We start from the raw sequence: 25,282 nt of genomic DNA, 5'->3' as shown, positions 1-25,282 counted from the left end.
GTCACCGCCATGCCGACCACCCCACCGCGCCGGTCACCCTCCTCACCCCACCGTGCAGGCCTTCCCGTCGAGCAGGCGGAGCAGCGAAGCCTGGCCCGACGCCCCGGCTCCGACGTACCCGAACGTCATGGTGCTGCCCGGCGCCAGGCGCGAGTTCCACGCGAGGCTCCCGGCGTCGACCACCTGCCCGGACTGGGCCACGTCCGCCCCCCAGGATTCGACGACCTGGCCCCCGTCGGTCAACGCGAAGCGCAGGTCCCAGCCTTGGAGCGTGGTGGGGCCGGTGTTGGTCACCCAGACCTGGGCGATGAACCCGCCGGGCCACGTGCCGTGCACCACGGACCGGACACGGCACTCAGGCGCGGCGACCGGCGGGTCGGCGAGGGCGATGAGCTCGGCGGCCTGCTCGGGGAACCAGCCGCCGGCCGCCGGGTCCTCCATGCCGCGCTCGGGGTCCAGCGGCCCGGCCGTGCCGCGCAGGCACCGGCCGTCGGACTCGCCGGGCACCTTGATCCACACGTAGCCGTCGATCACCGGGTCGCCGGTCTGCAGGGTGGGGCGCAGGCCCAGCCCACGCCCGGGCGGGTTGCACCACTCCTCGGGGTCGGAGTACTTCCCCGCGGGCGCGGTCCAGGGCCCTTGGCCGTTGCGGCTGGTGTCGATGAGGGCGTGCTTCTGCGCGGCGCGGTCGCGCGCCAGGCCGGTGTCGGCGAACGTGGCGTCGTACGCGGCGTCGGTGAGGAGCCACGTGCTCAGGTCGTCCGGGCTGGCCGGGTAGTACTGGCTGGCGCACCAGGCAGGCTCCCACCACGTCTGGGTGGAGAGCGCGATGCAGTCGGACACCCAGCCCGCGTAGCGCGAGACCTTCTCGGTGGCCTGGTAGTTGGAGGCGTTGAGGAAGAAGCCGTCGGCGCGTTCGACACCGGCCCGGATCAGGCGGTCGGTGGCGTCTCCCACCCCGAGCCAGCCGTTGTGGGTGCCGTCCAGGTACACCTTGGCCGCGGGCAGCGCGGCCAGCGCGTCCACGGCGTGGTTGAGCTGGACGAACCGCTCGGACGCTGAGGTGGCCGGATCGACGTCGGCCGGCTGGCACCACTCCAGCTCGCCGTTGACCGTGGTGTACCAGGGGATGATGCCCAGCCCGTCGGGCTCGAGCACGACGAGCGCCTCCCGGTCGCCGATCCCCGCGGCGAACGCGTCGATCCAGGCGGTGTACTCGGCGGTGTCCGCGGCGCCGCCCGCCGAGTACTGCGCGCAGTCGCGGTAGGGCACGTTGTACGCCACCAGCATCGGGATCGCGCCCTCCGCGGCGGCGGCGCTCACGTGCTCGTCCACCGCGGCCTGGACCTCTGCCGGCGTGCCGGAGGTGAACCACGCGCCCGACGGGTAGCTGCCCAGCAGCACCGCGTCGTCCCGCTCCTGGCCGGTGAGCCCTTCGGCTGCCCGGAGGGTCGAGCTCTCCCAGTCGACGTACAGCGAGGGGGCGGCTGGAGCCGGCGCGGGCGGCCCTCCCGGAGCCGCGACGGCGCTCGCGGCGCCGGACACCGCGAGCGCGAGGGCGAGCGTCGAAGCCGCCGCTCCGGCGAGGAGGCGGGGCTGGGGTGCGACAGGCATGCGGGTTCCCCCTACGTCGGGCGCCGGCCGTGGCGTCGTTGCCGCCGCTCGCGGCCTGGCGCGGGGCGCCGGCCAGGGGAGCGGGTGACTGGCGGTCGCGTCACGATCGCCCGGGCCCAGGGGCCTGTCAATGCGGAGGAACCGGACATAATCGTTTCACGTCGCCACTATCACCCGGCTGGCCCAAGGGCCCCCTGCCTGGCCCCCGGGTGGCCGCGAGGGCCCGCCCTGGCGGCTGCCGAATACCGCCGTGCGATCAGGCTCGGTACGGTGTTGCACCGGGTTGGGCTCTGACCTGCGCGAATGTCGCCGATGTCGACAATGGGCGTTTTCATAATTGCCCGGAGACATCCGTGACTAACGTCCCATCGGCGGGCCGTGGCCGTGCAGCAGAGTTCTTCCCGTGAGGTCCGCAGGATCTCACCGGGCCGACGCCGTCGGATCCCGGGCGTGGGGGTATGTGAAAGGGATCAGCACAATGTCGAGCGTCGTTGCAACAACCGATCGTTCCAAGGGAATCCGCATCGTCGGGCTCCTCACCATCATCGCCGGTGCCCTCCTGATCGTCGCCGGTGGCGTCACGTGGGGCGCCGTCTCCGCGAAGCTCTCCGACGAGCGCATCACGGTCTCCGAGGACGCCGCGGCGTTCGGCGGCCAGACGGTCAACACGCCGTGGGCCGCGTTCGCGCAGGCCGACATCATCAACGAGCACGCGCTGGCCGCCACGGACGGCAAGACGTACGCCGAGCTCGGCAAGGAGGACCCGCTGCGCGCCACCGCGATGAACGGCTCCTTCCTCCGCGCCTCGCTGTTCACCTCGGTCGTGGCCTTCGGTGTCGCCGCCCTGGTCATGGGCCTCGGCGTCCTCTTCGTCCTCACGGGCTGGGCGTTCCGCGCCATCGGCTCGCGCCCCGCGGTCGCCGCGGACGACGCGTCCCCGGTGCTGACGGTCTGAGACTCAGGCAACACCACATCGGGCCCGGCCCGGCAGCAACTGCTGCCGGACCGGGCCCGATGTCGTTCCACGGGCGGCGAGCCCTCCCTCGCCGCCCGCTGGCTTGTCAGCCGCCGTTGCGGCGCCGCGCCGTGGCGATCGAGCCGACGAGCAGGGCCACGCCGCCGAGCCCCAGCAGCGAGATCAACGCCAGCTGCAGGTCGAGCTCGGCGCCGTACGCCGAGGCCACGATGCCGAAGCCCACCGCCGCCAGCATCAGGCCCCACACCACGGTGCCGACCCGGAGCGGCGCGTGCTCGCGGGGCGCCGGGACTGCGATCGGGGTGACGCCGGGGGCCGCGGCGGGGGCCTGGGCGTGGTCGGACCACGACGGCAGCTCCTGCGTGGGCGCCGGGCCCGGCTGCGCGGCCCCGTCACGGTCGCGGCCCGGCGCGTCCTGGGTCGGGCCGGCGGCGTCGGGGACGGTGTCGGCCGTGGGGCCGAACAGCCCCAGCACGTCAGTGTCGTCCGTGCCCGGGGCGGACGTCTCCGGCTCCTGGTGGTCGCGGCCCTCGTGCTCGCGGTCCTGGGTGCTCATCAGTCCTCCTCGATGATGGCTTCGCCTGCGCCGATGTCGACGCGCAGCATGATCTGTGCCTCGGCTCCGTCGGTGACCTCTTCGGTCGAGTACCGCTGGGTGCCGATGCCGACGCCGCTCCACCGCAGGCTCTTGCCATCGACCCTCCAGCTGATCTCGCCGGCTCCGGCGCGGACCTCCGCGCTCACCGGGACGCCGTCCGGGATGATGACTCGGACCTCGCCGACCCCCGCGGAGATCGGCACCACCAGCAGCTCGTCGGTGAGGGGCACCTCGGTGAGGTCGATGACGCTGTCGCCGACGCCCACGTTGAACCCGGCCGTCGCGGCGTCCCGGGTGGTGACCATGAAGCTGTCGTCGCTGATCACGCGCCAGGACCCGTCGGCGTTCCACATGGGCTTGTCGAGCAGTGCCACCGGCGCCGCCACGATGATGGCGACGATGGCCAGCCCGCCCAGGGCGCCGCTGGTGCGGCCGCGCAGCCCGGAGAACACCACCCCGAGCCCGAGCAGGATGACCGCCAGCCCTGCGCCGGTGAGCAGCACCGGCAGGTGGAGCGCCCCCGTGCGGTCCGCGACCATGAGGCCGGCGAACGTGAGCAGGATCAGGGCGGTGACCACGCCGATCGTGGCGACGCCTGGCCCACGAGGGCTGGGCTTGGCCGGCTTCGGCGGCGACGGCGGGTAGTGCTGCGAGGCCGGGTGCTGGGGCGACGTCGGGTACTGCGGGGACGCCGCGTACTGCGGGGACGCCGGGTATTGCGGTGACTCCGCGTAGGTCGGGACGCGCCCGTAGGGCGGCTCGTCGCCGGGCTGGGGGGTCGAGGGGGCCTGCGGAGCAGCCGCGTCGCTGCTCGGCGGCGTGACCGTGGCATCGGCCCACAGCCAGGACGGCCCGCCGGGCGTCTTCCCCGAGCGCGACTGGCTGATGCCCATGACCACCAGCACCGCCACCACGGCGAGCGCGATCGCCCAGAGCAGCCCGGTGAGCCAGCCGAGGTTGCTGCCACCCCACCAGCCGACCCATCCATCGCCGCGGTTCAGGCCGATGACCACCATGGCGAGCGCGCCCAGCAGCGCGCCGTCGAAGTTGCCGCGGATGAGCTCCTCGGCGTGGATGCGACCATCACGCTGCTCGGGCAGCAGTGCCCACGCGATGCCGTACGCGACGAGGCCGAGGCCGCCGAGCAGGAAGCTCACGGCGAACACTCCGCGAGCGAGCAGGGGGTCGATGCCGAACCGCAGCGCGACGCCGCCGGCGACGCCGCCGACCCATCGGTCGTCGGAGCGGAAGAGCCCGGTGCGGCGTATCGCCGCGAAGAACCCGTCGACGCCGGACGAGCTCGGTGGTGTGGGGGGAGGGGCGCCCGGATCGCCGGTCGGGCTCGGGCCGGGCTGGCCCGGGAGGTGCGTGTCCATACGACGATCCTGTCCTGGCCAGGGGCTGCGCGACATAGGGCCCTGCCCTGACCCGACCCTGATTCGCAGGCCAAGGGCCCCTGAATCAGCGCGGTGCTGGTCTCGGGGTGGCGCCTGAGGTGTGATCATCGAGGGGTGCACCTGCCTGAGCCCGCATCCGTGTGGGTCCCCCCGACCCCGCCGTCGAGCCGGCTGCCCCTGCGCCGTCCCGTCGGTGGACGGGTCGTGGGCGGCGTCGCCCTGGGGGTGGCGGCGCACCTCGACCAGCCGCCCGCGATGGTGCGCTGGGCGTTCGTCGGGCTGACCCCCCTGGCCGGGCTGGGGCTCGCCCTGTACGTCTTCCTGTGGGTGACGGTGCCCACCGGCGACCCGGCCGCCGCCGGCGGGGACGGGCGGCCCGCGGCGCTCAGCCGGCTCGCGCGGTCCCAGGGACTGGGCGCCGAGCGCCTGCGGCGCGTGCCCGTGACCGACATCGCGACGGCGCTCGTGCTGCTCGCCGGCGCCGCGGTGCTGGTCGCGGTGCGCACCGGCGCGCACATCGACACCACCTGGGTGGTCCCCCTGGTGTTGCTGCTTGCCGGCACCACCCTGGCGTGGAGCCAGCTCGACGCGGCGCAGCGCGGGCGGATGCGCTCGCGGACGGGCGGCCGCACGCCGGTGAGCGTGCTGCGGCTCGTCGGCGGGCTCGTCCTCGCGGGAATCGGCGTGCTGCTGCTGGTCGCGCAGGAGACGGAGCCGGCCGCCCTGCTCCAGGTGACGATCGCGGCGGTGGCGGTGCTGGCGGGCGTGGCCCTGGTGCTGGCGCCGTGGTGGCTGCGGCTGGTCCGGGAGCTCGGGGACGAGCGCGCGGCGCGGGCCCGCGAGGCGGAGAGAGCCGACATCGCCGCGCACCTGCACGACTCGGTGCTGCAGACGTTGGCGCTCATCCGGGCCCGCGCCGCGGACGACCCCACAGAGGTCGCGCGGATGGCGCGCGCGCAGGAGCGCGAGCTGCGTGAGTGGCTCTACGACGACCGCCCGGCGCCGGGCACGTCGGTCGCCGCCGCGCTGCGGGCGATCGTCGCCGAGGTGGAGGACTCGCGCTCCGGCCCGACCGGCGAGCCCGTGGCCGTCGACACGGTGGTGGTGGGCGACCGGGTGCCCGACGCGCAGACCGAGGCGTTGCTGCAGGCCACGCGGGAGGCGCTGGTGAACGCCGTGGTGCACGGTCGCCCGCCGGTGTCGCTCTACCTCGAGGTGGGCGAGGAGACAGTCGAGGTGTTCGTGCGGGACCGTGGGGAGGGCTTCGACGTCGAGTCGATCCCCTCGGACCGGTTCGGGGTGCGGGAGTCGATCATGGGGCGCGTGCGGCGCCGGGGTGGCGACGCCACCGTCCAGTGCAAGAAGGGTCGCGGCACGGAGGTGCACCTGTGCGTGCCCGTGCTCGACAGCGCGGCGAGGCCGCAGAAGGAGGCACAACGATGAGCCCGGTGGACGTGGTGCTGGTGGACGACCACCTGATGTTCCGCACCGGTGTGCGCGCCTCGCTGGACGAGCGCGTGAACGTGGTGGGGGAGGCGGCGTCCGTGGACGACGCGGTGCGCGTGGTGCGGGAGCTGCGGCCGCCCGTGGTGCTGCTCGACGTGCACCTGCCCGGCGGTGACGGCGGGGGCGGCGCCGAGGTGATCCGCACGTGCGCCGACCTGCTCGGCGAGACGCGGTTCCTCGCGCTGTCGGTGTCGGACGCTGCCGAGGACGTGGTGGCGGTGATCCGGGCGGGCGCTCGGGGCTACGTCACCAAGGCGATCTCGGGGCCCGACCTCTCCGACGCGGTGCAGCGGGTCGCGAGCGGCGACGCCGTCTTCTCCCCGCGCCTGGCGGGCTTCGTGCTCGACTCGTTCGGCACGTCCGCAGGCGACGTGGCCATCGCGGACGACGAGATGGACCGCCTCTCGGCCCGGGAGCGCGAGGTCATGCGGCTCATAGCCCGCGGCTACTCCTACCGCGAGGTGGCGGGCGAGCTGTTCATCTCGATCAAGACGGTCGAGACTCACGTCTCCGCGGTGCTGCGCAAGCTCCAGCTCTCAAGCCGTCACGAGCTGACCCGGTGGGCGGCGGCGCGGCGCCTGCTCTGAGCGCCCGGCGCGCCAACGTCCGAGAGCACTCGCAGGTTCCCGACACCTGTGTTGGGAAAGTCACCCCCAGACCCGCCCGGAGGCGACATGTCGACGCCCGTGGATCCCTAGGCTGAGGGCCATGACCGTCCTCTACAACGTCCTCCTCGTCCTGCACCTGCTCGGCTGGGCCATCGTCTTCGGTGGAGCGCTCGCCGGAATGAAGAAGCCCGAGCTGCCCGCGGGCGTCCTGCACGGCATCCTGACCGCGCTGGTCACCGGCATCCTGATGGTCGGGCTCGCCGAGTCGACCTCCGCCGGCCCCGACGCCATCAACCACATGAAGGTCGGCATCAAGCTGCTCGTCGCGGCCGTCGCCACAGGCATCGTGGTCTACGGCGTGAAGAAGCCCGCCAAGGTCACCCGCGGGTTCCTGGGCGGCGTCGCGGGCCTCGTCGTGCTCAACGTGGCGATCGCCGTCCTCTGGCGATGACCGCCGCCACCGGGCCGGGGGCGGGTCGATGAGCCCGGGCGAGATCGTCGCCGCGCTCGTCATCGCCGCCGGCCTGGTGGGCGTCGTGGTCCAGGTGCTGCCCGGCAGCGTCCTGGTGCTCGCCGCCATCGGGGTGTGGGCGGTGATGACCGGCGGCGCCGTCGCCTGGGCCGTCTTCGCCCTCGGCGCCGTCGCGATCGTGATCGCGGCGGTCGGCAAGTACGTTCTGGCCGGTCGTGGGCTGACACGGGCCGGTGTGCCGGGCTCCACGCTGGTGTGGGGCGGGCTCGCCGGGGTCGTCGGCTTCTTCGTGGTCCCCGTCGTTGGGCTGCCACTGGGCTTCGTCGGCGGCGTCTACCTCGCGCAGCGGATCCGCGACGGCGGCCACGCGGCCGCGTGGGCGGCCACCCTCGCCGCGGTGCGGGCCACCGGGCTCACGATCGTGATCGAGCTCGCGGGCGCGCTGGTGGCAGCCTCGGCGTGGCTCGTGGGCGTCGCGCTGACCTGAGCGGCACTGAGCCGCCCCCCGTGTGGGCCGGCAGCGCTGCTTGCCCTAACGGGTGACTGGGGCGGCAGACGCCTCATCGCGCAGTGCTTCGGGTCGATGACCAGCGCAGAACACCTGCCGCCGACTCGACCGGAGCCACCATGAGCCGTCTGCTCGCCCTTGCCATCCGCACCCGCCTGATGCTGCTCGTCGGCCTGGCCACGCTGGGACTGGTGTCCGTCGCCGTCATCGCGGGGGTCCAACTCGAGGGCGACCTGCTCGCGGAGCGCCAGGTGACGAACCGGGCTGCGGTCCAGACGGCGATGGGCATCGTCGAGAGCTATGGCGAGCGGGCGGCGAGTGGCGAGATGACCACGGCCGAGGCTCAGGCTGCCGCCATCGAGAGCGTGAAGAGCCTCAGGTACTCCGGTGAGGAGTACTTCTGGATCAACGACATGCAGCCGGCGATGATCATGCACCCCACGAAGCCCGAGCTGGACGGCACCGACCTCAACGACTACGCCGACCCGGACGGGACGCTGCTCTTCGTCGAGTTCGTGAAGGTCGTGAAGGCCGAGGGCTCGGGGTTCGTCGCCTACCAGTGGCCGCGCCCGGGCGAGGACGCCCCGCAGCCCAAGATCTCCTTCGTGACGGGCTACGAGCCGTGGGGCTGGGTGGTGGGCTCCGGGGTGTACATCGACGACGTGCGCGCCGCGGCGATCGCCGGGGCACGCGATCTGCTGCTGGCCAGCGCCGCCATCATCGCCCTGGTGATCGGGCTGAGCGTGGCGATCTCGCGCAGCATCGTGAAGCCCATCGAGGAGGCAGGCGTCGCCCTGGCCAGCGGCGACCTGGCCACCCGGCTCGACCCCCGGCGGGGGACCACCGAGCTCGACAAGCTGGCCCTGGCCCTGAACGCGACGCTCGACCGGACCGCGACGGTCTCGGAGCAGGTCGGCCTGGCGGCCGAGGAGGTCGGCGCCGCGGCCCGCAGGCTGGTCGACGCCAGCGACGACATCGGGCGCGTGGCGGACGACTCCGCACGGCTGACCGTCGAGGTGGCGTCCGCCGCCCACGAGGTCAGCGAGGGCATCGACACCGTCGCGTCCGGCACGCACGAGATGGGCGCCTCGATCGGCGAGATCGCCCGCACCACGCACTCGGTCGCCCAGATCGCCAGCGAGGCGGTCGACCTGGCGCAGCGGACCGACCGGACAGTCTCCGAGCTGGGGGAGTCCTCCGCGGAGATCGGCAGCGTGGTGAAGCTGATCTCGGCGATCGCCGAGCAGACCAACCTGCTCGCCCTCAACGCGACCATCGAGGCCGCGCGCGCCGGCGAGGCAGGGAAGGGCTTCGCCGTGGTCGCGGGCGAGGTCAAGGAGCTCGCCCAGGAGACCGCGCGGGCGACGGGCGACATCTCCAGCCGGGTCGAGGCGATCCAGGCGGCGGTGACCCGTGCGGCCGGGGAGATCGGCCAGATCTCGTCGATCATCGGGCGCATCGACGACTACCAGGGCAGCCTCGCGGGCGCGGTCGAGGAGCAGACGGCCACCACCGCGGAGATGGCCAAGGCCGTCGCGGAGGTCGCGGACGGCGGCCGGGGCATCGCCACCACGCTGGCCGAGGTGGAGCGCGCGACGCACCGCACCACCGAGGAGGTCGAGGGCATCCGGGGATCCGCGCGCGACCTGGTGGCCACGTCGCAGCGGCTCGAGCAGGCGGTGCTCGTCTTGCGCGGATGACGGCGCCGGGTGTCAGTGGACACGCCTACGCTGTGGGGGACATGACCTCGCTCTTCGACAACCTGCCGCTGCCCGGGTTCGGCCCCGCCGACCTCGCGCGCCTGCCCTCTGCCGTCCCCCCGCGCGAGGGGGACGTGCCGACCGACCCCACGCACGCCCACGGGCCGGCAGGCGGCGGGCGCCGCTCCGAGGCCGATGCCGCCGCGCTGCTCGACGGGCTCAACCCGCAGCAGCGCGAGGCGGTGCTGCACCACGGCGGCCCGCTGCTGATCGTGGCCGGCGCCGGATCGGGCAAGACCCGCGTGCTCACGCACCGGATCGCGTACCTGCTCGCCACGGGCCGCGCCCGCCCCGGCGAGGTGCTGGCGATCACGTTCACGAACAAGGCCGCCGCGGAGATGCGCGAGCGGGTCGCGTCGATCGTCGGGCCCTCGGCGCAGCGGATGTGGGTCTCCACGTTCCACTCCGCGTGCGTGCGCATCCTGCGCCGCGAGGCCGCCACCCTGGGCCTGCGCTCGAGCTTCTCGATCTACGACTCGGCGGACTCCCAGCGGCTGCTGACCATGGTCGCGCGCGAGCTCGACCTCGACGTCAAGAAGTTCCCGCCGAAGGCGCTCGCGAACAAGATCTCCGCGCTCAAGGACGAGCTGATCGACCCCGACGAGTACGCCGGGTCGGTGAGCAGCGCGAACGACTTCGACGCGACGCTGGCCCAGGTGTACACGCGGTACCAGGCCCGGTTGCGGCAGGCGCACGCGCTCGACTTCGACGACCTGATCATGCAGACCGTGCACATGCTGCAGGCCTTCCCGCAGGTCGCGGAGCACTACCGCCGGCGGTTCCGGCACGTCCTCGTCGACGAGTACCAGGACACCAACCACGCGCAGTACATGCTGGTGCGCGAGCTGGCCGGTGTGGGCGCCCACCGGGCGCAGGACGGCCCGGACCTGCGCGGCGAGCTCACCGTGGTGGGCGACGCGGACCAGTCCATCTACGCGTTCCGCGGCGCCACGATTCGCAACATCCTCGAGTTCGAGGCCGACTACCCGGACGCCCGCACCATCCTGCTCGAGCAGAACTACCGCTCCACGCAGAACATCCTCTCGGCCGCGAACGCGGTCATCTCGCGGAACCCCGGGCGCAAGCCCAAGCGCCTGTGGACCGACTCGGGGGCGGGCGCGCAGATCGTCGCCTACGTCGCGGACAACGAGCACGAGGAGGCGCGGTTCGTCGCGGAGGAGATCGACCGGCTCGGCGACTCCGACGGCGTCCGCCCCGGCGACGTGGCGATCTTCTACCGGGCGAACGCCCAGTCCCGCGCCCTCGAAGAGGTGCTGATCCGCGTCGGGCTGCCCTACAAGGTGGTCGGCGGCACGCGCTTCTACGAGCGCAAGGAGGTCAAGGACGCGGTCGCGTACCTGCGCGCTTTGGCCAACCCCGACGACGACGTCAACGTGCGCCGCATCCTCAACGTGCCCAAGCGCGGGCTCGGGGACCGGTCGGAGGCGATGGTCGCCGCGTTCGCCGAGCGGGAGCGGATCTCGTTCGGGGCCGCGCTCGAGCGGCTCGACGACGTGCCCGGCCTGGGCACGCGCGCGATCACCGGCATGCGGGCCTTCGCCACGATGATGGCCGGGCTCCGCGACCTCGCGGCGTCCGCCGGCCCGGCGGAGGTGCTGGGCGCCGTGCTCGACCGCACCGGGTACCTCGCCGAGCTGCGCGCCTCCGACGACCCGCAGGACGCCTCCCGCGTGGAGAACCTCGCCGAGCTGCACGCCGTGGCCGCTGAGTTCGAGCAGGCCGAGCCCGAGGGCGACCTCGCGGACTTCCTCGAGCGGGTCTCCCTGGTCGCGGACTCCGATCAGATCCCCGCCCAGGATGGCGACGACGCCGACGAGCGCCAGCACGCCGCCGACCAGGGCGTGGTCACCCTCATGACCCTGCACACCGCGAAGGGCCTGGAGTTCCCCGTCGTCTTCCTCACCGGGATGGAGGACGGGACCTTCCCGCACATGCGGTCGCTCGCCGACACCGAGCAGCTCGCCGAGGAGCGGCGGCTCGCCTACGTGGGGCTCACCCGCGCGCGCGAGCGGCTGTACGTCTCGCGGGCCGCGGTCCGCACGGCGTGGGGCGTGCCGAACGAGTTCCCGGCCTCCCGGTTCCTCGACGAGCTGCCCGACGAGCTCGTCGACTGGCGCCGGCGCGAGTCGAGCATGGACCGGCTGCGCACGCCCGGCGGGTACAGCACCGGGTCGGGCGGGTTCGGATCGGGCGGCTTCGGGTCGCGGGGGCAGTCCGGCGGGTTCCGGTCGGGCGCCGCGGAGGCCAAGCGCCGCGCTCCCGCGCCCGCCTCGGGCGGCACGGGCGCGACGTTCGGCTCCGCCACCCCGAGGCCCGACTCCGCGATCCCCGACCTGTCGGTGGGGGACAAGGTCACGCACGACGCCTACGGGCTCGGCACTGTCGTCGGCCTCGAGGGCTCCGGCCCGAACTCCGTCGCCAAGGTCGACTTCGGCTCCGAGGGGACCAAGCGCCTGCTGCTGCGGTTCTCGCCCGTCACCAAGCTCTGAACGACGGGCCCCGGGGCGTCGTCGACGCCCCGGGGCCCGTCCGTCACAGTGAGCGGACCAGCTCCACCGCCTGGAGCAGGGACACCTGGGGCGTCCCCTCGCGCAGCCGCCGCACGGCCTCGACCTCGCCGTGTGTGTCGCGCACCCCGCGCAGCCGCTCGGCGTCCAGGCTGGCCCGAACCGCGTCGAGCGACCCGCCGAAGTCGGCCTCGAACTGGCGCTGGCGCCGGATGTCCGCGGAACGACCCACCCACCACATGCCCAGCGCTGCCAGGAGCGCAGCGCCGGCGACGGTGACGAACAGCCACTCGCCGCGCAATGCCGCCCCGACGAGCCAGGAGATGACGATGGCGATGGTGACCCATCGCAGGATCCGGTAGACGCGTCCCGGCGCCGCGGGCTGGTCGGTCGTGGTGCGTGCCATGTGTGTCCCCCTGGATGAGGCGTCGGACGAGTGAGCCGCGAATCATCGCATAGAGGGCGGCGCGGGCGGAGGGGATGGCGGCCGTGCGGGTGAGTGGACGCTGTGGCCCAGTCGACATCTCTCGATGTGAAGATAAAGTCGTCGCGCGGCTAGCATCAGGCAGGGCGCCGTGGCCAGCCAGGCCGCGCATGCGGGTCGACGGAAGGACCAGAGCCAGGTGGACCTGTTCGAGTACCAGGCACGTGACATCTTCGAGAAGCACGGCGTTCCCGTGCTGGGCGGCATCGTCGCCACCACGCCGGATGGTGCCCGCGCGGCCGCGGAGCGGCTGCTCGGCGGGCAGCCCGGCGTCGTGGTGGTCAAGGCGCAGGTCAAGACCGGCGGCCGCGGCAAGGCCGGTGGCGTGAAGATCGCCCGCTCCGCCGACGAGGCCGCGGAGAAGGCCGCCGAGATCCTCGGCATGGACATCAAGGGCCACACGGTCCACCGCGTGATGATCGCCGCCGGCGCCGACATCGCCGAGGAGTACTACTTCTCGGTGCTGCTCGACCGGTCCGAGCGCCGCTACCTGGCGATGGCCAGCGTCGAGGGCGGGATGGAGATCGAGCAGCTCGCGGTCGAGCGCCCGGAGGCCCTCGCCAAGGTGGCCGTGGACCCGCGCACCGGCATCGACGCCGAGAAGGCCGCCGAGATCGTCGAGGCGGCAGGCTTCGCCGCGGACGTCGCCCCGCAGGTCGCCGAGGTGCTGCAGCGGCTGTGGGACGTCTACCAGGGCGAGGACGCGACCCTCGTCGAGGTCAACCCGCTGGTCAAGACGGCCGACGGCCGGATCGTCGCGCTCGACGGCAAGGTCACCCTCGACGAGAACGCCGGCTTCCGGCACGCCGACCACGCCGCGCTGGAGGACGCCGCCGCGGCCGACCCGCTCGAGGCCCGCGCCAAGGAGAAGGACCTCAACTACGTCAAGCTCGACGGCCAGGTCGGCATCATCGGCAACGGCGCCGGGCTCGTCATGAGCACGCTCGACGTCGTCGCCTACGCCGGCGAGGAGCACGGCGGGGTCAAGCCCGCGAACTTCCTCGACATCGGGGGCGGCGCGTCGGCCGAGGTGATGGCCGCCGGCCTCGACATCATCCTGTCCGACCCGCAGGTGAAGTCGGTCTTCGTCAACGTCTTCGGCGGGATCACCGCCTGCGACGCGGTGGCCAACGGCATCGTCTCGGCGCTGCAGATCCTGGGCGACGCGGCGACGAAGCCGCTCGTGGTCCGGCTCGACGGCAACAACGTCCTGGAGGGGCGGGCGATCCTCGCCGAGGCCGCGCACCCCCTCGTCACGCTCGCCGACACGATGGACGGCGGAGCGGCCAAGGCCGCCGAGCTCGCCCACGCCGCCGCCTGAGCCCGATCACGCAGAGACGAGAGAACAACTGACATGGCGATCTTCCTGACCGAGTCATCCAAGGTCATCGTCCAGGGCATGACGGGATCCGAGGGCCAGAAGCACACGACCCGCATGCTGGCGAGCGGCACGAACGTGGTCGGCGGCGTGAACCCGCGCAAGGCCGGCACGTCCGTGACGTTCCCGCAGGGCGACGGCACGGTGGACGTGCCCGTCTTCGGCAGCGTCGAGGAGGCGATGAAGGAGACCGGCGCCGACGTGTCGGTCATCTTCGTGCCCCCGGCCCACACCAAGGGGGCCGTGCTCGAGGCCGTCGACGCGGGCATCCCGCTGGCCGTCATCATCACCGAGGGCATCCCGGTGGCCGACACCGCCGAGTTCTTCGCGTATGCGCAGGACAAGGGCGTGCGGCTCATCGGCCCCAACTGCCCCGGCCTGATCAGCCCTGGGAAGTCCAACGTCGGCATCATCCCGGCCGACATCACGGGCCCCGGCAAGATCGGATTGGTGTCGAAGTCCGGCACGCTGACCTACCAGATGATGTACGAGCTGCGGGACCTCGGGTTCTCCACGGCCATCGGCATCGGCGGGGACCCGATCATCGGCACCACGCACATCGACGCGCTCGCCGCGTTCGAGGCCGACCCCGACACCGACGTCATCGTGCTGATCGGCGAGATCGGCGGCGACGCGGAGGAGCGCGCCGCGGCCTACATCGCCGAGCACGTGACCAAGCCCGTCGTGGGCTACGTCGCGGGCTTCACCGCCCCCGAGGGCAAGACCATGGGCCACGCCGGGGCGATCGTGTCCGGCTCGGCCGGCACCGCGCAGGCCAAGAAGGAGGCCCTCGAGGCCGCTGGTGTGAAGGTCGGCAAGACGCCGAGCGAGACCGCCGCGCTGGCCCGCGAGCTGCTCGCCTGACCTGCGGGCGGCCTCGCCGCCGCCCGCCGACGACGGCGCCACACCCCGTGAGGGTGTGGCGCCGTCGTCATGCCGCCGCCCGGTGACATCGGTCACGACCTTCCCGGCGCGCCGCGGCGCCTCGGCCACGCACGCCCCTCGGGCAAGGACGATGGGCGCGTGACCGATCCGTCTGGAACCGACCGCCTCGACCGGGCCCGCCCTCCGCGGGTGCTCGCCGCCGAGCGGCCCGGAGCGCCGACTCCGGAGGGACGCTCGGCGCCGCGGTGGCTGCCCGGCCTGCTCGCCGGGCTGCAGGGCGCGCTGCTGTCCCTGCTCGTCGTGGTGCTGCCTGCCGTCACGGCGTACGTCGTGACCTCCGCGGACCCGGCCAACGGCGACGTGGCGTGGACCCGCTCCACCGAGATCGGCGCGGGCCTGTGGCTGCTCGGGCACGGCGTGCCGCTCGGTTTGGGCGGCAACATGGTGAGCCTGATGCCGTTGGGCATCACCTGCCTCGCGCTCTTCACCTGCCACGCCTCCGCGCGCCGGTCGGGCGAGGCGACGACCGTGTCCCTCGTCGCGGGCGTCGGCGGCTACACCGCGGTGGCGGTGGTCATCACGCTGCTGATGCGCGCCACCATCGCCGATGTCGCCCTCGCGCTGATCGGCGGGGCGGCGGTCTCGGCGACCGGGCTGGCCACCGGGCTCGCGCGCCGCCCCGACGCCCCCCGGGTCCGGGAGCTGACGCGCCCCCTGTGGTCGCGGGTGATCGCCCCGATCCGGACCGGCGTGACGGCGGGGGTGCTGGCCGTGGCGATGCTCATGGCCGTGGCCTCGGCCGTCGTGGTGGTGTGGACGCTGGCAGGCAGGGCCACGATCAACGACATCGTCCGGGTGCTCGACCTGGACCCGGTGGGCGGCGGCGTGCTGGCCGTCGGAGAGCTCGCCTACGTGCCCAACGTGGTGGTCTGGGCGTTGGCCTGGCTCACCGGGCCGGGCTTCCGGGTCGGCGCGGGCACGTCGTTCACGACGGGCGAGGTGGTCTCAGGCCCGCTGCCCGCCGTGCCGCTGCTCGGCGCGCTCCCGCAGCCGGGCACGGCCGGAGGGCTGCTCGGCGCGGCGCCGGCGCTCCTGCTCGTGGCTGGCGCGGTGGCTGGCTGGTGGCTGCACCGGCGGCTGCCCGCGGACCGCGCGATCGACCCCTTGGTCGCGGGCGTCGCCGCGTCCCTGGCCGCAGGCGCCATGGCCGCGGCGTTGACGGTGGCGGCGAGCGGCGGCATCGGCCCCGGCCGGATGGGCGACTTCGGGGCGTCGCCGTTCGCCGTGGGCCTCCAGCTCGGCGGCGGGGTGCTGCTCGGGGTGCTGGCGGTGTCGCTCCCCGCCGACGGCGCGTTCCGCGCCGCGTGCCGACGAGCCCTGGTCCGTGCCGTCAGCCGCGGCTCGCGCGATCAATCAGGTCCTGCTGCCACGTGATCAGGTCGTCCTGGTAGGCCTTCTCGCAGCGGGCCTGCGCCGACAGCGTGAGCGCGCTGCGCAGGCAGTCCTCGCGCGCGCTCTGCACGGGCCAGGTCGCGACCATGCTCACGGTGGTGAGGGCCAGCATCGTCGAGAAGACGAGGCCGATGGTGAGCATGGGGGCCAGCACGCCGCGCACCCGGGCCCGGCGCAGGGCCGCCAGGGCGCGCACCCCCACGACGAGCGAGAGCAGCACGAAGGCGATGCTCGCGGCGCCCCACGGCAGGGGGAGCGAGCTGGTGAGCACGGTGGCGAGCATGAGCAGGCCGAAGTGCAGCACCCGGCGGCTCGCGACCCGCGCCGCCTCAGGGTCGGGCGGCAGCACCGGTGGCCGGCCCGGCTGGGGTCGCTGGCCCTGGCGGGGGTCGTGGCCCTCGGGCAGGTGCGGGGGGTGCGGCGGCCGCCGACCGTCGCGGGCGCCCGCAGGGGGGCCGCCGGGGCCGGGCTGCCGGTCCGGGGGCGTGGCGCCGGCGGGCGGCGGGGCGTACGGGTTGGACACGTGAGCATTCTCCCGCATCGGTGGCCACGGACGCCCCACGTGCGCCGCTCCGCTCGGAGGCTAGGGTCGGCGCATGAGCGCGCCCGAGCCCCCCAGGTCCGCATCGTCCGCGGGTGACGGGCCCCGCCCGCCCGTCGCGCAGACCCGCTCCGGGGGGCGAGTCGTGGTGCTGGTCTCGGGGGCCGGGTCCAACCTGGCGGCGCTGCTCGGCGCGCATCAGGACCCGGCCTACGGGGCGCGCGTCGTCGGCGTGATCAGCGACAAGCCGTCCGCCGGCGGGCTGGAGATCGCCCGGGCGGCGGGCGTGGCGACCGCGGTGGTGGCGCCGGCCGACTTCCCGGACCGGGAGTCGTGGGACCGGGCCGTCGCCGAGGCGATCGCCGTGTTCCGGCCCGATCTCGTGGTGAGCGCCGGGTTCATGCGCATCCTCGGGGCGGCGACCCTCGACAGGTTCCCCGACCGGGTGGTCAACACCCACCCGGCGCTGCTCCCGGCGTTCCCCGGCGCGCACGGGGTCCGTGACGCGTTGGCGTACGGCGTGCGGGTCACCGGCTGCACGCTGCACGTGGTCGACGCCGGGGTGGACAGCGGCGCGATCATCGCCCAGCAGGCCGTCTCGGTCGAGACGGGGGACGACGAGGAGACGCTGCACGAGCGCATCAAGGTCGTCGAGCGGGCGCTGCTGGTCGAGTGGGTGGGCCGGATCGCGCGCGAGGGAATCCGCGTCGAGGGGCGCCACGTCACGATCGGCTGAGCGGCCCACGGGGCGGTCCTCCCCGCCGCTAGACTGCTCGTGGCCGTGACTGGCGTGCCTGAGGTGGGCTCAACCACCGGGGAGCGGCCGGAAGTACCCCTAGCCGTCGCACCGTTCGCCTGGGTGCTCGGGTCCTGACCGTCTCACGAGACCGCACCGACCCGGGAGGTCACCCATGTCCGGATTCGCCACCCCCTTCGCGCCCGTCGCCGACCCCGACGCGCCCGAGACCCGCCGCCCGATCCGCCGCGCGCTGCTCAGCGTCTTCGACAAGACCGGCCTCACCGGGCTGGCCACGGCCCTGCACGAGGCGGGCGTCGAGCTCGTCTCCACCGGCTCGACCGCCTCGACCATCGCGTCGGCGGGGGTGCCCGTGACCCGTGTCGAGGACCTCACCGGCTTCCCGGAGTGCCTCGACGGCAGGGTCAAGACGCTGCACCCGCGCGTCCACGCCGGGATCCTCGCGGACACGCGCCGGCCCGAGCACCTGGCCCAGCTCGCCGAGCTCGAGGTCGAGCCCTTCGACCTGGTCGTGGTCAACCTGTACCCGTTCTCCGCGACGGTGGCCTCCGGCGCCACGGCCGACGAGTGCGTCGAGCTGATCGACATCGGCGGCCCCTCGATGGTCCGCGCCGCGGCGAAGAACCACCCGAGCGTGGCCGTGGTCATCGACCCCGCCCGCTACGCCGAGGTCGCGGCGGCCGCGGCGGAGGGCTTCACCCTGGCGGAGCGCCGCCGCCTCGCGGCCGACGCGTTCGCGCACACCGCGGCGTACGACGTGGCCGTCGCGCAGTGGTTCGCGCAGGACTACGCCCCCGACGCGCAGGCGCAGGAGTCGGCGTTCCCCGCGTTCGCCGGCAGCGCCTACGAGCGCGGCCGCGTCCTGCGCTATGGCGAGAACCCGCACCAGGGCGCCGCGCTGTACCTGGGAGCCGAGGGCGCCGCGGGCCGCGGGCTCGCGGGCGCCGAGCAGTTGCACGGCAAGGAGATGAGCTACAACAACTACGTCGACGCCGATGCCGCGTGGCGCGCCGCGCACGACCAGGACGCCCCGGCGGTCGCGATCATCAAGCACGCCAACCCGTGCGGCATCGCGATCGGCGAGGACATCGCCCAGGCCCACGCCCGGGCGCACGCCTGCGACCCCGTCTCGGCGTTCGGCGGTGTGATCGCCGCGAACCGCACCCTCACCCTCGCGGCGGCCGAGCAGATCGCGCCGGTGTTCACCGAGGTCGTCGTGGCGCCCGACTTCGAGCCCGAGGCGATCGAGGTCCTGACCCGCAAGAAGAACATCCGGCTGCTCAAGGTCACGGCGGCCGACGGCGGCCGCTTCGAGCTGCGGCCGATCAGCGGCGGCGCACTGGCCCAGCAGACCGACCTGGTGGACGCTGACGGCGACGACGCGACGACCTGGACGCTCGCCGCGGGCGAGGCCGCCGACGAGGCGACGCTGCGCGACCTGGCCTTCGCCTGGCGCGCGGTGCGGGCCGTGAAGTCCAACGCGATCCTGCTCGCCTCCGACGGCGCCTCGGTGGGCATCGGCATGGGCCAGGTCAACAGGGTGGACTCGTGCCGCCTGGCGGTGGACCGCGCGAACACCGGCGACGTGCAGCGGGCGCGCGGGTCGGTGGCGGCCTCCGACGCGTTCTTCCCGTTCGCGGACGGCCTGCAGGTGCTGCTCGACGCGGGCGTGCGCGCCGTCGTCCAGCCGGGCGGGTCCGTGCGGGACGACGAGGTCGTCGCGGCCGCGCAGGCCGCCGGGGTCACCCTCTACCTGACGGGCACGCGCCACTTCGCGCACTGAGCGCCCTGGCGCTGCGGGCGCCGTCCCGACGCTCAGTCCAGGACGGCGCTCCGCAGCGGCGCGCCCGGGTCGGCCGCCACTGCGCGGTCGACCCGGGGGAGCGCGGGAGCGGTGAACATGCGGCGGGCCGCGCCCACGTCTCGAGGGCGGTCCACGGTGAGCACGGCAGTCACGTCGGCCGTGCCCTTCCGGAACCAGAGCGCGGACCAGCCGTCCGCGGCGTGCGGGTCTGCCGGGTCGCCGCGCAGCACCAGGTCGTCGTCGTGGCCGCGTTGGCCGAACATCGCCAGCTCATGGCCGAGCTGGGTCGAGAACACGTAGGGCGCGTGGTCCTCGGCCGGGGCGTCAGGGTCGAGCAGCCCGCGCACCGCCACGGCGGGCCCGCGCAGGGCCCCGTCCCAGTGGCCGCCGGGCGCCATCCCGTGCCGGGGCGAGCGGCGGCGGGCCACGTCGCCCACGGCGCGCACGTGCCACGGCCCGCCCTCGGGGGCGTGCCGCTCGTCCACCCGCAGCGCGCCGTCCGGCTCGAGGGGCAAAGCGTCTGCCAGCCAGCCGGTGGCCGGCCGAACCCCCACGGCGGCCAGGACGACGTCGGCGTCGAGCGTCCGCCCGTCGGCCAGGTCCACGCCGTCGGGCCGCACCCCGGCCACCTGCACGCCGGTGTGCAGGTCCACGCCCGCGAGGGCGTACCAGGGAGCGGTCGCGGCGCCCACCGCGACCCCGAGCGGCGCCGACAGCGGCGACGGCAGGGCCTCGACCACCTGCACGTGGACGCCGGCGGCCGCGGCCACGCCGGCCACCTCGGCGCCGATCCAGCCGGCCCCGACGACGACGAGGCGGGCCCCCGGGCGCAGCGCCGCCCTCAGCCGTTCCGCGTCGGCGGCCGAGTGCAGCGTCATGGCGTGCTCCCAGCCACGAGGGCGCACGGGATGGGCGCCGGTCGCCGCGATGAGCGCGTCGGCGGTGACGGAGCCGTCGTCCGTGAGGACCTCGACGTCATGCGCCCCGATCCGCAGGCCGGTGGCTGTCGCGCCGAGCCGGACGTCGTCGGCCAGGGCCAGGGCGTCGACGCCCAGCTCGTCCGCCAGCCGCGTGGGGGCCGGGCGGTCGAACAGGTGCTTGGAGAGCGGCGGGCGGTCGTACGGGGCGTCGCGCTCGGCGCCGACCAGGGTCACGCGGCCGTCGAACCCCTGCTCCCGCAGCGCGATGACGGCCTGCGCCCCGGCCAGGCCACCGCCCACGACGACGACGGAGCGGGGAGCCGTGCGGGCGCCCTCGCACGGTGCGGCGGAGGACGACGGCGCAGGCGGTGAGGACGGCACGCCCGCAACGGTAGTCTCCCCGGAGGGAGGCAGAGCGACTGTGAATCGTGGAGAGAGCGGCCAGGGCCCCGAGAACGAGCCCGGGCGGCAGGGGAAGCCGTCGCGTGCGACGAGCCCTGCGCACTGGCCCCCGCTGCGCGGCCCGGCTGACACCGCCGGGATGCCCAGCCCCGGGCAGTCCAGCCCTGAGCAGCCCAGCCCGGCGCCCGCCCGCCCAAGCCCGTCGAGCCCGGCTGACGGGGCCGCCGACCAGCCGCTCGGCGCGCCCTCGCCGCGCGCGTCCGGGCCGACGCCGGTGGTCGTGGCGCCGCCCGTGCCGCCCGAGGAGAAGCCCTTGGACCCCCGGCAGATCGCGCGGGCGTCCCTCGCGGCGGGGCGCAACGCCTCGCTGTGGTGGGTGTCGGCGGGGGTCGCCGTCGCGACGGCCGTCGCTGTCGTCGCCGGGATGTCGTGGGGCGCGCTGTCCCTGGCGTTGATGTTGGTCGCCGCCGCGGTCGCGCGGGCCATCGCACCCGAAGGCCATCCGGCGGCGCTGGCCGTGCGGTCCCGGCCGATCGACGTGGCGGTGCTGCTCGGCTTCGCGTTCGCTGTCGGGGTGCTGTCGCAGATCGTCCCCGCGGGCTAGTCCCGCGGCTCCGGTCGCCCGGCCCGGCCAGGCCCGTCATCGGTCGTCTCGGTGCTGGTGACAGTCTCCTCGACGACGACCACCTCGTCGTCGTCGTCATCGTCCTGGGGCTGCAGGCCCTCCTCCGAGGGCTCCGGCGCGAAGGCCCGGTAGACCACGGCGGCGATCGCGGCGCCCACGAGCGGCGCCACCCAGAAGACCCACAGCTGCCCGAACGCCCAGCCCTCGGAGAAGATCGCCGCAGCGGTGGACCGTGCGGGGTTCACCGAGCCGTTGGTCACCGGGATGGACACCAGCAGCATCACCGCCAGGGCGAACCCGATCGAGAACGGCGCCAGCGCGCGGTTCGACCTGCGGTCCGTCGAGCCGAGGGCCACGCCCACGAAGACGGCCGCGACGACGCACTCGATGAGCAGTGCGCCCCACAGCCCGAACCCCTCGCCCGCGGCGCCGGACACCGCGGCGATGGGCGAGTGCTCGCCGAACCCGTTGGCGACGGTGGCGAAGAAGGTGCGCTCGGCGCCCTCGAGGGCGGGGAAGGTGGCGATCGCGACGAAGAGGATCGCCGCGGCGAAGGCGCTGCCGACCAGCTGGGCGATCCAGTAGGGCACGAGGTCGCGCCATGAGATGCGCTGCGCGATCGCGGCGCCCAGGGTCACGGCGGGGTTGAAGTGGGCGCCCGAGACGTGGCCCACGGCGATCGCGGCGGCGAGGTAGCCGAGGCCGAACCCCAGCGCGACCGCGAGCGGCCCCCCGCCCAGCCCGGTGAAGCCCGCGTACAGGGCGACCCCGAGCCCTGACAGCACCAGGACGAAGGCGCCGAATGCCTCGGCGCCGAGCTTGGCGATCAAGGTGGGGGTCAGCGCGCCCGTCCCCCGGCCGGGGAGGGAGTAGGCGACCGACTCGGAGACGGCGCCGGGCCGTGCCCGCCCGGCACGCCGCCCTTGGTCGCGGTGCGGCTCGCGTGGCGGCAGGCCCCGACGCGCCTGGTCCCGTTCCAGCTCTTGGTCCCGGTGCTGGGAGCCTGCGGCGTCGGACGCGCTCCCGCGGCCTGTCGTGCCGGGCGTCCCTGACGTGTCCTGCGGCTCAGACATGGCGGATTCCTGTCATGGAGTCGCGGGCCCCGAGCGGGTGGCTGCGGGCGCAACCGCCCAGTCCGCAGGTCCGCGCAGCGGCTGAGACTCCCAGCATGGTGACCAGCCCGGCGAACCGCACCCGGAGGGCGAGCCCCAGGTCTCTTGATGTCGAGTAATCTGGTCGGCGGACCCCGTCGGCCACGCGGCCAGGACCCGTCGGCCACGAGCACCACGAGAGCACAGGAGAGCCAACGCATGGCGAAGATCAAGGTAGTCGGGCCGGTCGTCGAGCTCGACGGCGACGAGATGACCCGGATCATCTGGCAGTTCATCAAGGACCGCCTGATCCACCCGTACCTCGACATCGACCTGCGGTACTACGACCTGTCGATCGAGAACCGCGACGCGACGGACGACCAGGTCACGATCGACGCTGCCCACGCGATCAAGGAGCACGGCGTCGGCGTCAAGTGCGCCACGATCACGCCCGACGAGGCGCGGGTCGAGGAGTTCGGCCTGAAGAAGATGTGGGTCTCGCCGAACGGCACGATCCGCAACATCCTCGGCGGCGTGGTGTTCCGCGAGCCGATCATCATCTCCAACATCCCGCGCCTGGTGCCGGGCTGGAACAAGCCGATCATCATCGGCCGTCACGCCCACGGCGACCAGTACAAGGCGACCAACTTCAAGGTCCCCGGCGCCGGGACCCTGACGCTGACCTACACCCCGGCGGACGGCTCCGAGCCCATCCACCAGGAGGTCGTGACGTACCCCGAGGCCGGCGGCGTCGCGATGGGCATGTACAACTTCAACGAGTCGATCCGCGACTTCGCCCGGGCGTCCTTCGCCTACGGCCTGCAGCGCGGGTACCCGGTGTACCTGTCCACGAAGAACACGATCCTCAAGGCCTACGACGGCGCCTTCAAGGACATCTTCCAGGAGGTGTTCGACTCCGAGTTCAAGGAGCAGTTCGCCGAGGCCGGCCTGACCTACGAGCACCGCCTCATCGACGACATGGTCGCCGCGGCCATGAAGTGGGAGGGCGGCTACGTCTGGGCCTGCAAGAACTACGACGGCGACGTGCAGTCGGACACCGTCGCGCAGGGCTTCGGCTCGCTCGGCCTGATGACCTCGGTCCTCATGACCCCGGACGGCCAGACGGTCGAGGCCGAGGCCGCGCACGGCACCGTGACGCGCCACTACCGCCAGCACCAGGCCGGCAAGCCCACTTCCACGAACCCGATCGCCTCGATCTTCGCGTGGACCGGCGGGCTCAAGCACCGCGGCAAGCTCGACAAGACCCCCGAGGTCACGCAGTTCGCCGAGACGCTCGAGCAGGTCGTCATCGAGACCGTCGAGAGCGGCAAGATGACGAAGGACCTGGCCGCGCTGGTCGGGCCGGACCAGAAGTGGCTCACCACCGAGGAGTTCCTCGGCGCGCTCGACGAGAACCTGGCGGCCCGTCTCGCCTGACCGTCTCGGTGACGCGCGGCGCCCGGTCTGCCCCCAGGGGCTGCCGGGCGCCGCGCGTCCCGGCCGGTCCGGCCGCCTCCTCTCGACACGCGCCGGCACCGCGCCCGCACCGCACGCACCGCACGCACCGCTCGCTACGCTCGCCGTTCGATCAAAGGAGATCCGCATGACGACCCCCGTGAACGTGACCGTGACCGGCGCCGCCGGCCAGATCGGCTACGCCCTGCTGTTCCGCATCGCGTCGGGCCACCTGCTGGGCGCCACCACCCCGGTGCGGCTGCAGCTCTTGGAGATCCCGCAGGGCGTCAAGGCGGCCGAGGGTGTCGCGCTCGAGCTCGAGGACGGCGCCTTCCCGCTGCTGGCGGGCATCGACATCTACGACGACGCCAAGGCGGCCTTCGACGGCTGCAACATCGCTCTGCTCGTCGGAGCGCGCCCCCGCACAGCCGGCATGGAGCGGGGCGACCTGCTCGCGGCGAACGGCGGCATCTTCAAGCCGCAGGGCGAGGCCATCAACGAGGGCGCGGCGGAGGACGTCCGCGTGCTGGTGGTCGGCAACCCGGCGAACACGAACGCGCTGATCGCGGCCTCGCACGCGCCGGACGTGCCCACCGAGCGCTTCACCGCGATGACCCGCCTCGACCACAACCGGGCGGTGTCGCAGGTGGCGCGCAAGACGGGCGCGGCCGTCTCGGACATCTCCCGCGTGACGATCTGGGGCAACCACTCGGCCACCCAGTACCCGGACCTCAGCCACGCGATCGTCGGCGGGCAGCCGGCGGTGGAGGTCATCGACGACCCGGTGTGGATCCGGGACGAGTTCATCCCGACAGTCGCCAAGCGTGGCGCGGCGATCATCGAGGCCCGCGGGGCGTCCTCGGCGGCGTCGGCGGCCAACGCGGCCATCGACCACGTCCACTCGTGGGTGCACGGCACCCCGGAGGGCGACTGGACCTCGGCGGGCGTGGTCTCGGACGGGTCGTACGGCGTGCCCGAGGGCCTGATCTCCTCCTTCCCGGTGACGTCGGAGGGTGGCGCCTGGAAGATCGTGCAGGGCCTCGAGGTGGACGAGTTCTCGCGTGGGCGGATCGACGCCTCGGTGGCGGAGCTCGAGGAGGAGCGCGCGGCGGTGCGGGAGCTCGGGCTCATCTGAGCGGAGTGGCGGCAGTGGCCGGCCCGCCTCGCCTCCGGGCGGGGCGGGCCTCGTCAGGAGGTGCGTGTGCGGGTCGCGATCAGGGTCAAGCCGGGCGCGTCGCGCACCCGTGTGGGCGGGCTGCACGGTGATCGCCTGGTGGTCGCGGTGCAGTCGCGCGCCGTCGAGGGCGCCGCGACGGAGGCGGCGCTCGCGGCGGTGGCCGAGGCGTGTGGCGTGCGGCGCCGGGCGGTCTCGCTGGTGACGGGGGCGACGAGCCGCGACAAGGTCGTCGAGGTCGACGTCCCGGCGGGCGACGAGCCTGCGCTCCAGGCGCTGGTGGAGGGTTTGCGCACGGGGGCGACGCGTCGCTGATCCGGGCAATCCGCACGGTTGCTGAAATTTGC

The 25,282-nt window shown here is 73.9% G+C and carries 23 protein-coding genes and 1 riboswitch; of the genes, 16 read left to right on the top strand and 7 right to left on the bottom strand.

Annotation, left to right across the window (positions count from 1 at the left end; translation table 11 throughout):
* Window positions 1-42: 42 nt before the first annotated feature.
* Window positions 43-1,614 (bottom strand): glycoside hydrolase family 6 protein, encoded by a 1,572-nt coding sequence (locus NP064_RS13275; protein WP_227570389.1) that lies wholly within the window; start codon window positions 1,612-1,614, stop codon window positions 43-45.
* Window positions 1,615-2,092: 478 nt separating this feature from the next.
* Here NP064_RS13275 and NP064_RS13270 point away from each other — a divergent pair, with 478 nt between their 5' ends.
* Entirely contained in the window at window positions 2,093-2,569 is a 477-nt protein-coding gene (locus tag NP064_RS13270; protein WP_227570390.1) for an aromatic ring-opening dioxygenase LigA, read from the top strand.
* Window positions 2,570-2,675: 106 nt separating this feature from the next.
* Here the strand turns inward: NP064_RS13270 and NP064_RS13265 are convergent, their stop codons facing one another.
* Together NP064_RS13265 and NP064_RS13260 are read right to left on the bottom strand one after the other, a co-directional pair.
* On the bottom strand, window positions 2,676-3,146 hold the full coding sequence (locus NP064_RS13265; RefSeq protein ID WP_227570391.1) for a hypothetical protein: 471 nt from the start codon (window positions 3,144-3,146) through the stop codon (window positions 2,676-2,678).
* Window positions 3,146-4,564 (bottom strand): PspC domain-containing protein, encoded by a 1,419-nt coding sequence (locus NP064_RS13260; RefSeq protein ID WP_227570392.1) that lies wholly within the window; start codon window positions 4,562-4,564, stop codon window positions 3,146-3,148. Before NP064_RS13260 ends, NP064_RS13265 begins: the two co-directional genes overlap by 1 nt.
* Before the next feature lie 135 nt (window positions 4,565-4,699).
* On the opposite strand from NP064_RS13260, the gene NP064_RS13255 reads away from it, so the two are divergent.
* The 6 genes from NP064_RS13255 to pcrA all read left to right on the top strand — a co-directional run bounded on the left by NP064_RS13255 (window position 4,700) and on the right by pcrA (window position 11,949).
* A complete protein-coding gene (locus tag NP064_RS13255; protein WP_227570393.1) occupies window positions 4,700-6,028 on the top strand; it encodes an ATP-binding protein in 1,329 nt (442 codons plus the stop codon).
* On the top strand, window positions 6,025-6,678 hold the full coding sequence (locus NP064_RS13250; RefSeq protein WP_227570394.1) for a LuxR C-terminal-related transcriptional regulator: 654 nt from the start codon (window positions 6,025-6,027) through the stop codon (window positions 6,676-6,678). The genes NP064_RS13255 and NP064_RS13250 overlap by 4 nt, the downstream gene beginning before the upstream one ends.
* Window positions 6,679-6,799: 121 nt before the next feature.
* Window positions 6,800-7,150, top strand: a complete 351-nt coding sequence (locus tag NP064_RS13245; RefSeq protein WP_227570395.1) for a hypothetical protein — start codon at window positions 6,800-6,802, stop codon at window positions 7,148-7,150.
* A gap of 28 nt (window positions 7,151-7,178) precedes the next feature.
* Window positions 7,179-7,658 carry a DUF456 domain-containing protein gene (locus tag NP064_RS13240; RefSeq protein ID WP_227570396.1) on the top strand — a complete coding sequence of 160 codons (480 nt, stop codon included), beginning with the start codon at window positions 7,179-7,181 and terminating at the stop codon, window positions 7,656-7,658.
* 140 nt (window positions 7,659-7,798) lie between these two features.
* Entirely contained in the window at window positions 7,799-9,379 is a 1,581-nt protein-coding gene (locus NP064_RS13235) for a methyl-accepting chemotaxis protein (RefSeq protein WP_227570397.1), read from the top strand.
* A 41-nt stretch (window positions 9,380-9,420) separates the two neighbouring features.
* Entirely contained in the window at window positions 9,421-11,949 is a 2,529-nt protein-coding gene (pcrA, locus tag NP064_RS13230) for a DNA helicase PcrA (RefSeq protein ID WP_227570398.1), read from the top strand.
* A gap of 43 nt (window positions 11,950-11,992) precedes the next feature.
* Here the strand turns inward: pcrA and NP064_RS13225 are convergent, their stop codons facing one another.
* On the bottom strand, window positions 11,993-12,373 hold the full coding sequence (locus tag NP064_RS13225) for a hypothetical protein (protein ID WP_227570399.1): 381 nt from the start codon (window positions 12,371-12,373) through the stop codon (window positions 11,993-11,995).
* Window positions 12,374-12,590: 217 nt separating this feature from the next.
* Between NP064_RS13225 and sucC the strand changes: the two genes are divergently transcribed.
* From sucC to NP064_RS13210, 3 genes are all read left to right on the top strand, one after another.
* Window positions 12,591-13,772: an ADP-forming succinate--CoA ligase subunit beta gene (sucC, locus tag NP064_RS13220; protein ID WP_227570413.1), complete on the top strand. Its 1,182-nt coding sequence runs from the start codon at window positions 12,591-12,593 to the stop codon at window positions 13,770-13,772.
* Window positions 13,773-13,805: 33 nt separating this feature from the next.
* Window positions 13,806-14,693 (top strand): succinate--CoA ligase subunit alpha, encoded by an 888-nt coding sequence (gene sucD / locus NP064_RS13215; protein ID WP_227570400.1) that lies wholly within the window; start codon window positions 13,806-13,808, stop codon window positions 14,691-14,693.
* Window positions 14,694-14,852: 159 nt separating this feature from the next.
* Window positions 14,853-16,148 (top strand): cell division protein PerM, encoded by a 1,296-nt coding sequence (locus tag NP064_RS13210; RefSeq protein ID WP_227570401.1) that lies wholly within the window; start codon window positions 14,853-14,855, stop codon window positions 16,146-16,148.
* On the opposite strand, the gene NP064_RS13205 is transcribed toward NP064_RS13210, so the two are convergent.
* Entirely contained in the window at window positions 16,105-16,689 is a 585-nt protein-coding gene (locus NP064_RS13205) for a hypothetical protein (protein ID WP_227570414.1), read from the bottom strand. The genes NP064_RS13210 and NP064_RS13205 overlap by 44 nt on opposite strands.
* Before the next feature lie 73 nt (window positions 16,690-16,762).
* On the opposite strand from NP064_RS13205, the gene purN reads away from it, so the two are divergent.
* Both purN and purH read left to right on the top strand, forming a co-directional pair.
* Window positions 16,763-17,443: a phosphoribosylglycinamide formyltransferase gene (purN, locus tag NP064_RS13200; RefSeq protein ID WP_227570402.1), complete on the top strand. Its 681-nt coding sequence runs from the start codon at window positions 16,763-16,765 to the stop codon at window positions 17,441-17,443.
* Between the two features lie 35 nt (window positions 17,444-17,478).
* Window positions 17,479-17,575, top strand: a riboswitch (ZMP/ZTP riboswitch).
* 43 nt (window positions 17,576-17,618) lie between these two features.
* Window positions 17,619-19,247 (top strand): bifunctional phosphoribosylaminoimidazolecarboxamide formyltransferase/IMP cyclohydrolase, encoded by a 1,629-nt coding sequence (gene purH, locus NP064_RS13195; protein ID WP_227570403.1) that lies wholly within the window; start codon window positions 17,619-17,621, stop codon window positions 19,245-19,247.
* Between the two features lie 32 nt (window positions 19,248-19,279).
* Here the strand turns inward: purH and NP064_RS13190 are convergent, their stop codons facing one another.
* Entirely contained in the window at window positions 19,280-20,569 is a 1,290-nt protein-coding gene (locus NP064_RS13190; protein WP_227570404.1) for an NAD(P)/FAD-dependent oxidoreductase, read from the bottom strand.
* 160 nt (window positions 20,570-20,729) lie between these two features.
* On the opposite strand from NP064_RS13190, the gene NP064_RS13185 reads away from it, so the two are divergent.
* Window positions 20,730-21,194: a DUF3017 domain-containing protein gene (locus tag NP064_RS13185; protein ID WP_227570405.1), complete on the top strand. Its 465-nt coding sequence runs from the start codon at window positions 20,730-20,732 to the stop codon at window positions 21,192-21,194.
* Here the strand turns inward: NP064_RS13185 and NP064_RS13180 are convergent.
* The gene (locus NP064_RS13180; RefSeq protein WP_227570406.1) at window positions 21,191-22,288 is read right to left on the bottom strand and encodes an aquaporin; all 1,098 of its coding nucleotides are present in this window, start codon (window positions 22,286-22,288) and stop codon (window positions 21,191-21,193) included. The two genes, NP064_RS13185 and NP064_RS13180, sit on opposite strands and share 4 nt — an antisense overlap.
* Before the next feature lie 237 nt (window positions 22,289-22,525).
* On the opposite strand from NP064_RS13180, the gene NP064_RS13175 reads away from it, so the two are divergent.
* The 3 genes from NP064_RS13175 (at window position 22,526) to NP064_RS13165 (ending at window position 25,250) form a co-directional block, all read left to right on the top strand.
* Window positions 22,526-23,743, top strand: a complete 1,218-nt coding sequence (locus NP064_RS13175) for an NADP-dependent isocitrate dehydrogenase (RefSeq protein WP_227570407.1) — start codon at window positions 22,526-22,528, stop codon at window positions 23,741-23,743.
* 166 nt (window positions 23,744-23,909) lie between these two features.
* Entirely contained in the window at window positions 23,910-24,896 is a 987-nt protein-coding gene (locus NP064_RS13170) for a malate dehydrogenase (RefSeq protein ID WP_227570415.1), read from the top strand.
* A gap of 66 nt (window positions 24,897-24,962) precedes the next feature.
* Window positions 24,963-25,250: a DUF167 domain-containing protein gene (locus NP064_RS13165; protein ID WP_227570416.1), complete on the top strand. Its 288-nt coding sequence runs from the start codon at window positions 24,963-24,965 to the stop codon at window positions 25,248-25,250.
* Window positions 25,251-25,282 lie beyond the last annotated feature (32 nt).

Origin of the sequence: Cellulomonas chengniuliangii (genome assembly GCF_024508335.1) — a bacterium.
Taxonomy (GTDB): Bacteria; Actinomycetota; Actinomycetes; order Actinomycetales; family Cellulomonadaceae; genus Cellulomonas_A; species Cellulomonas_A chengniuliangii.
The sequence above is the reverse complement of the archived record's forward strand: the minus strand, read 5'-3'. Positions and strand labels throughout refer to the sequence as shown.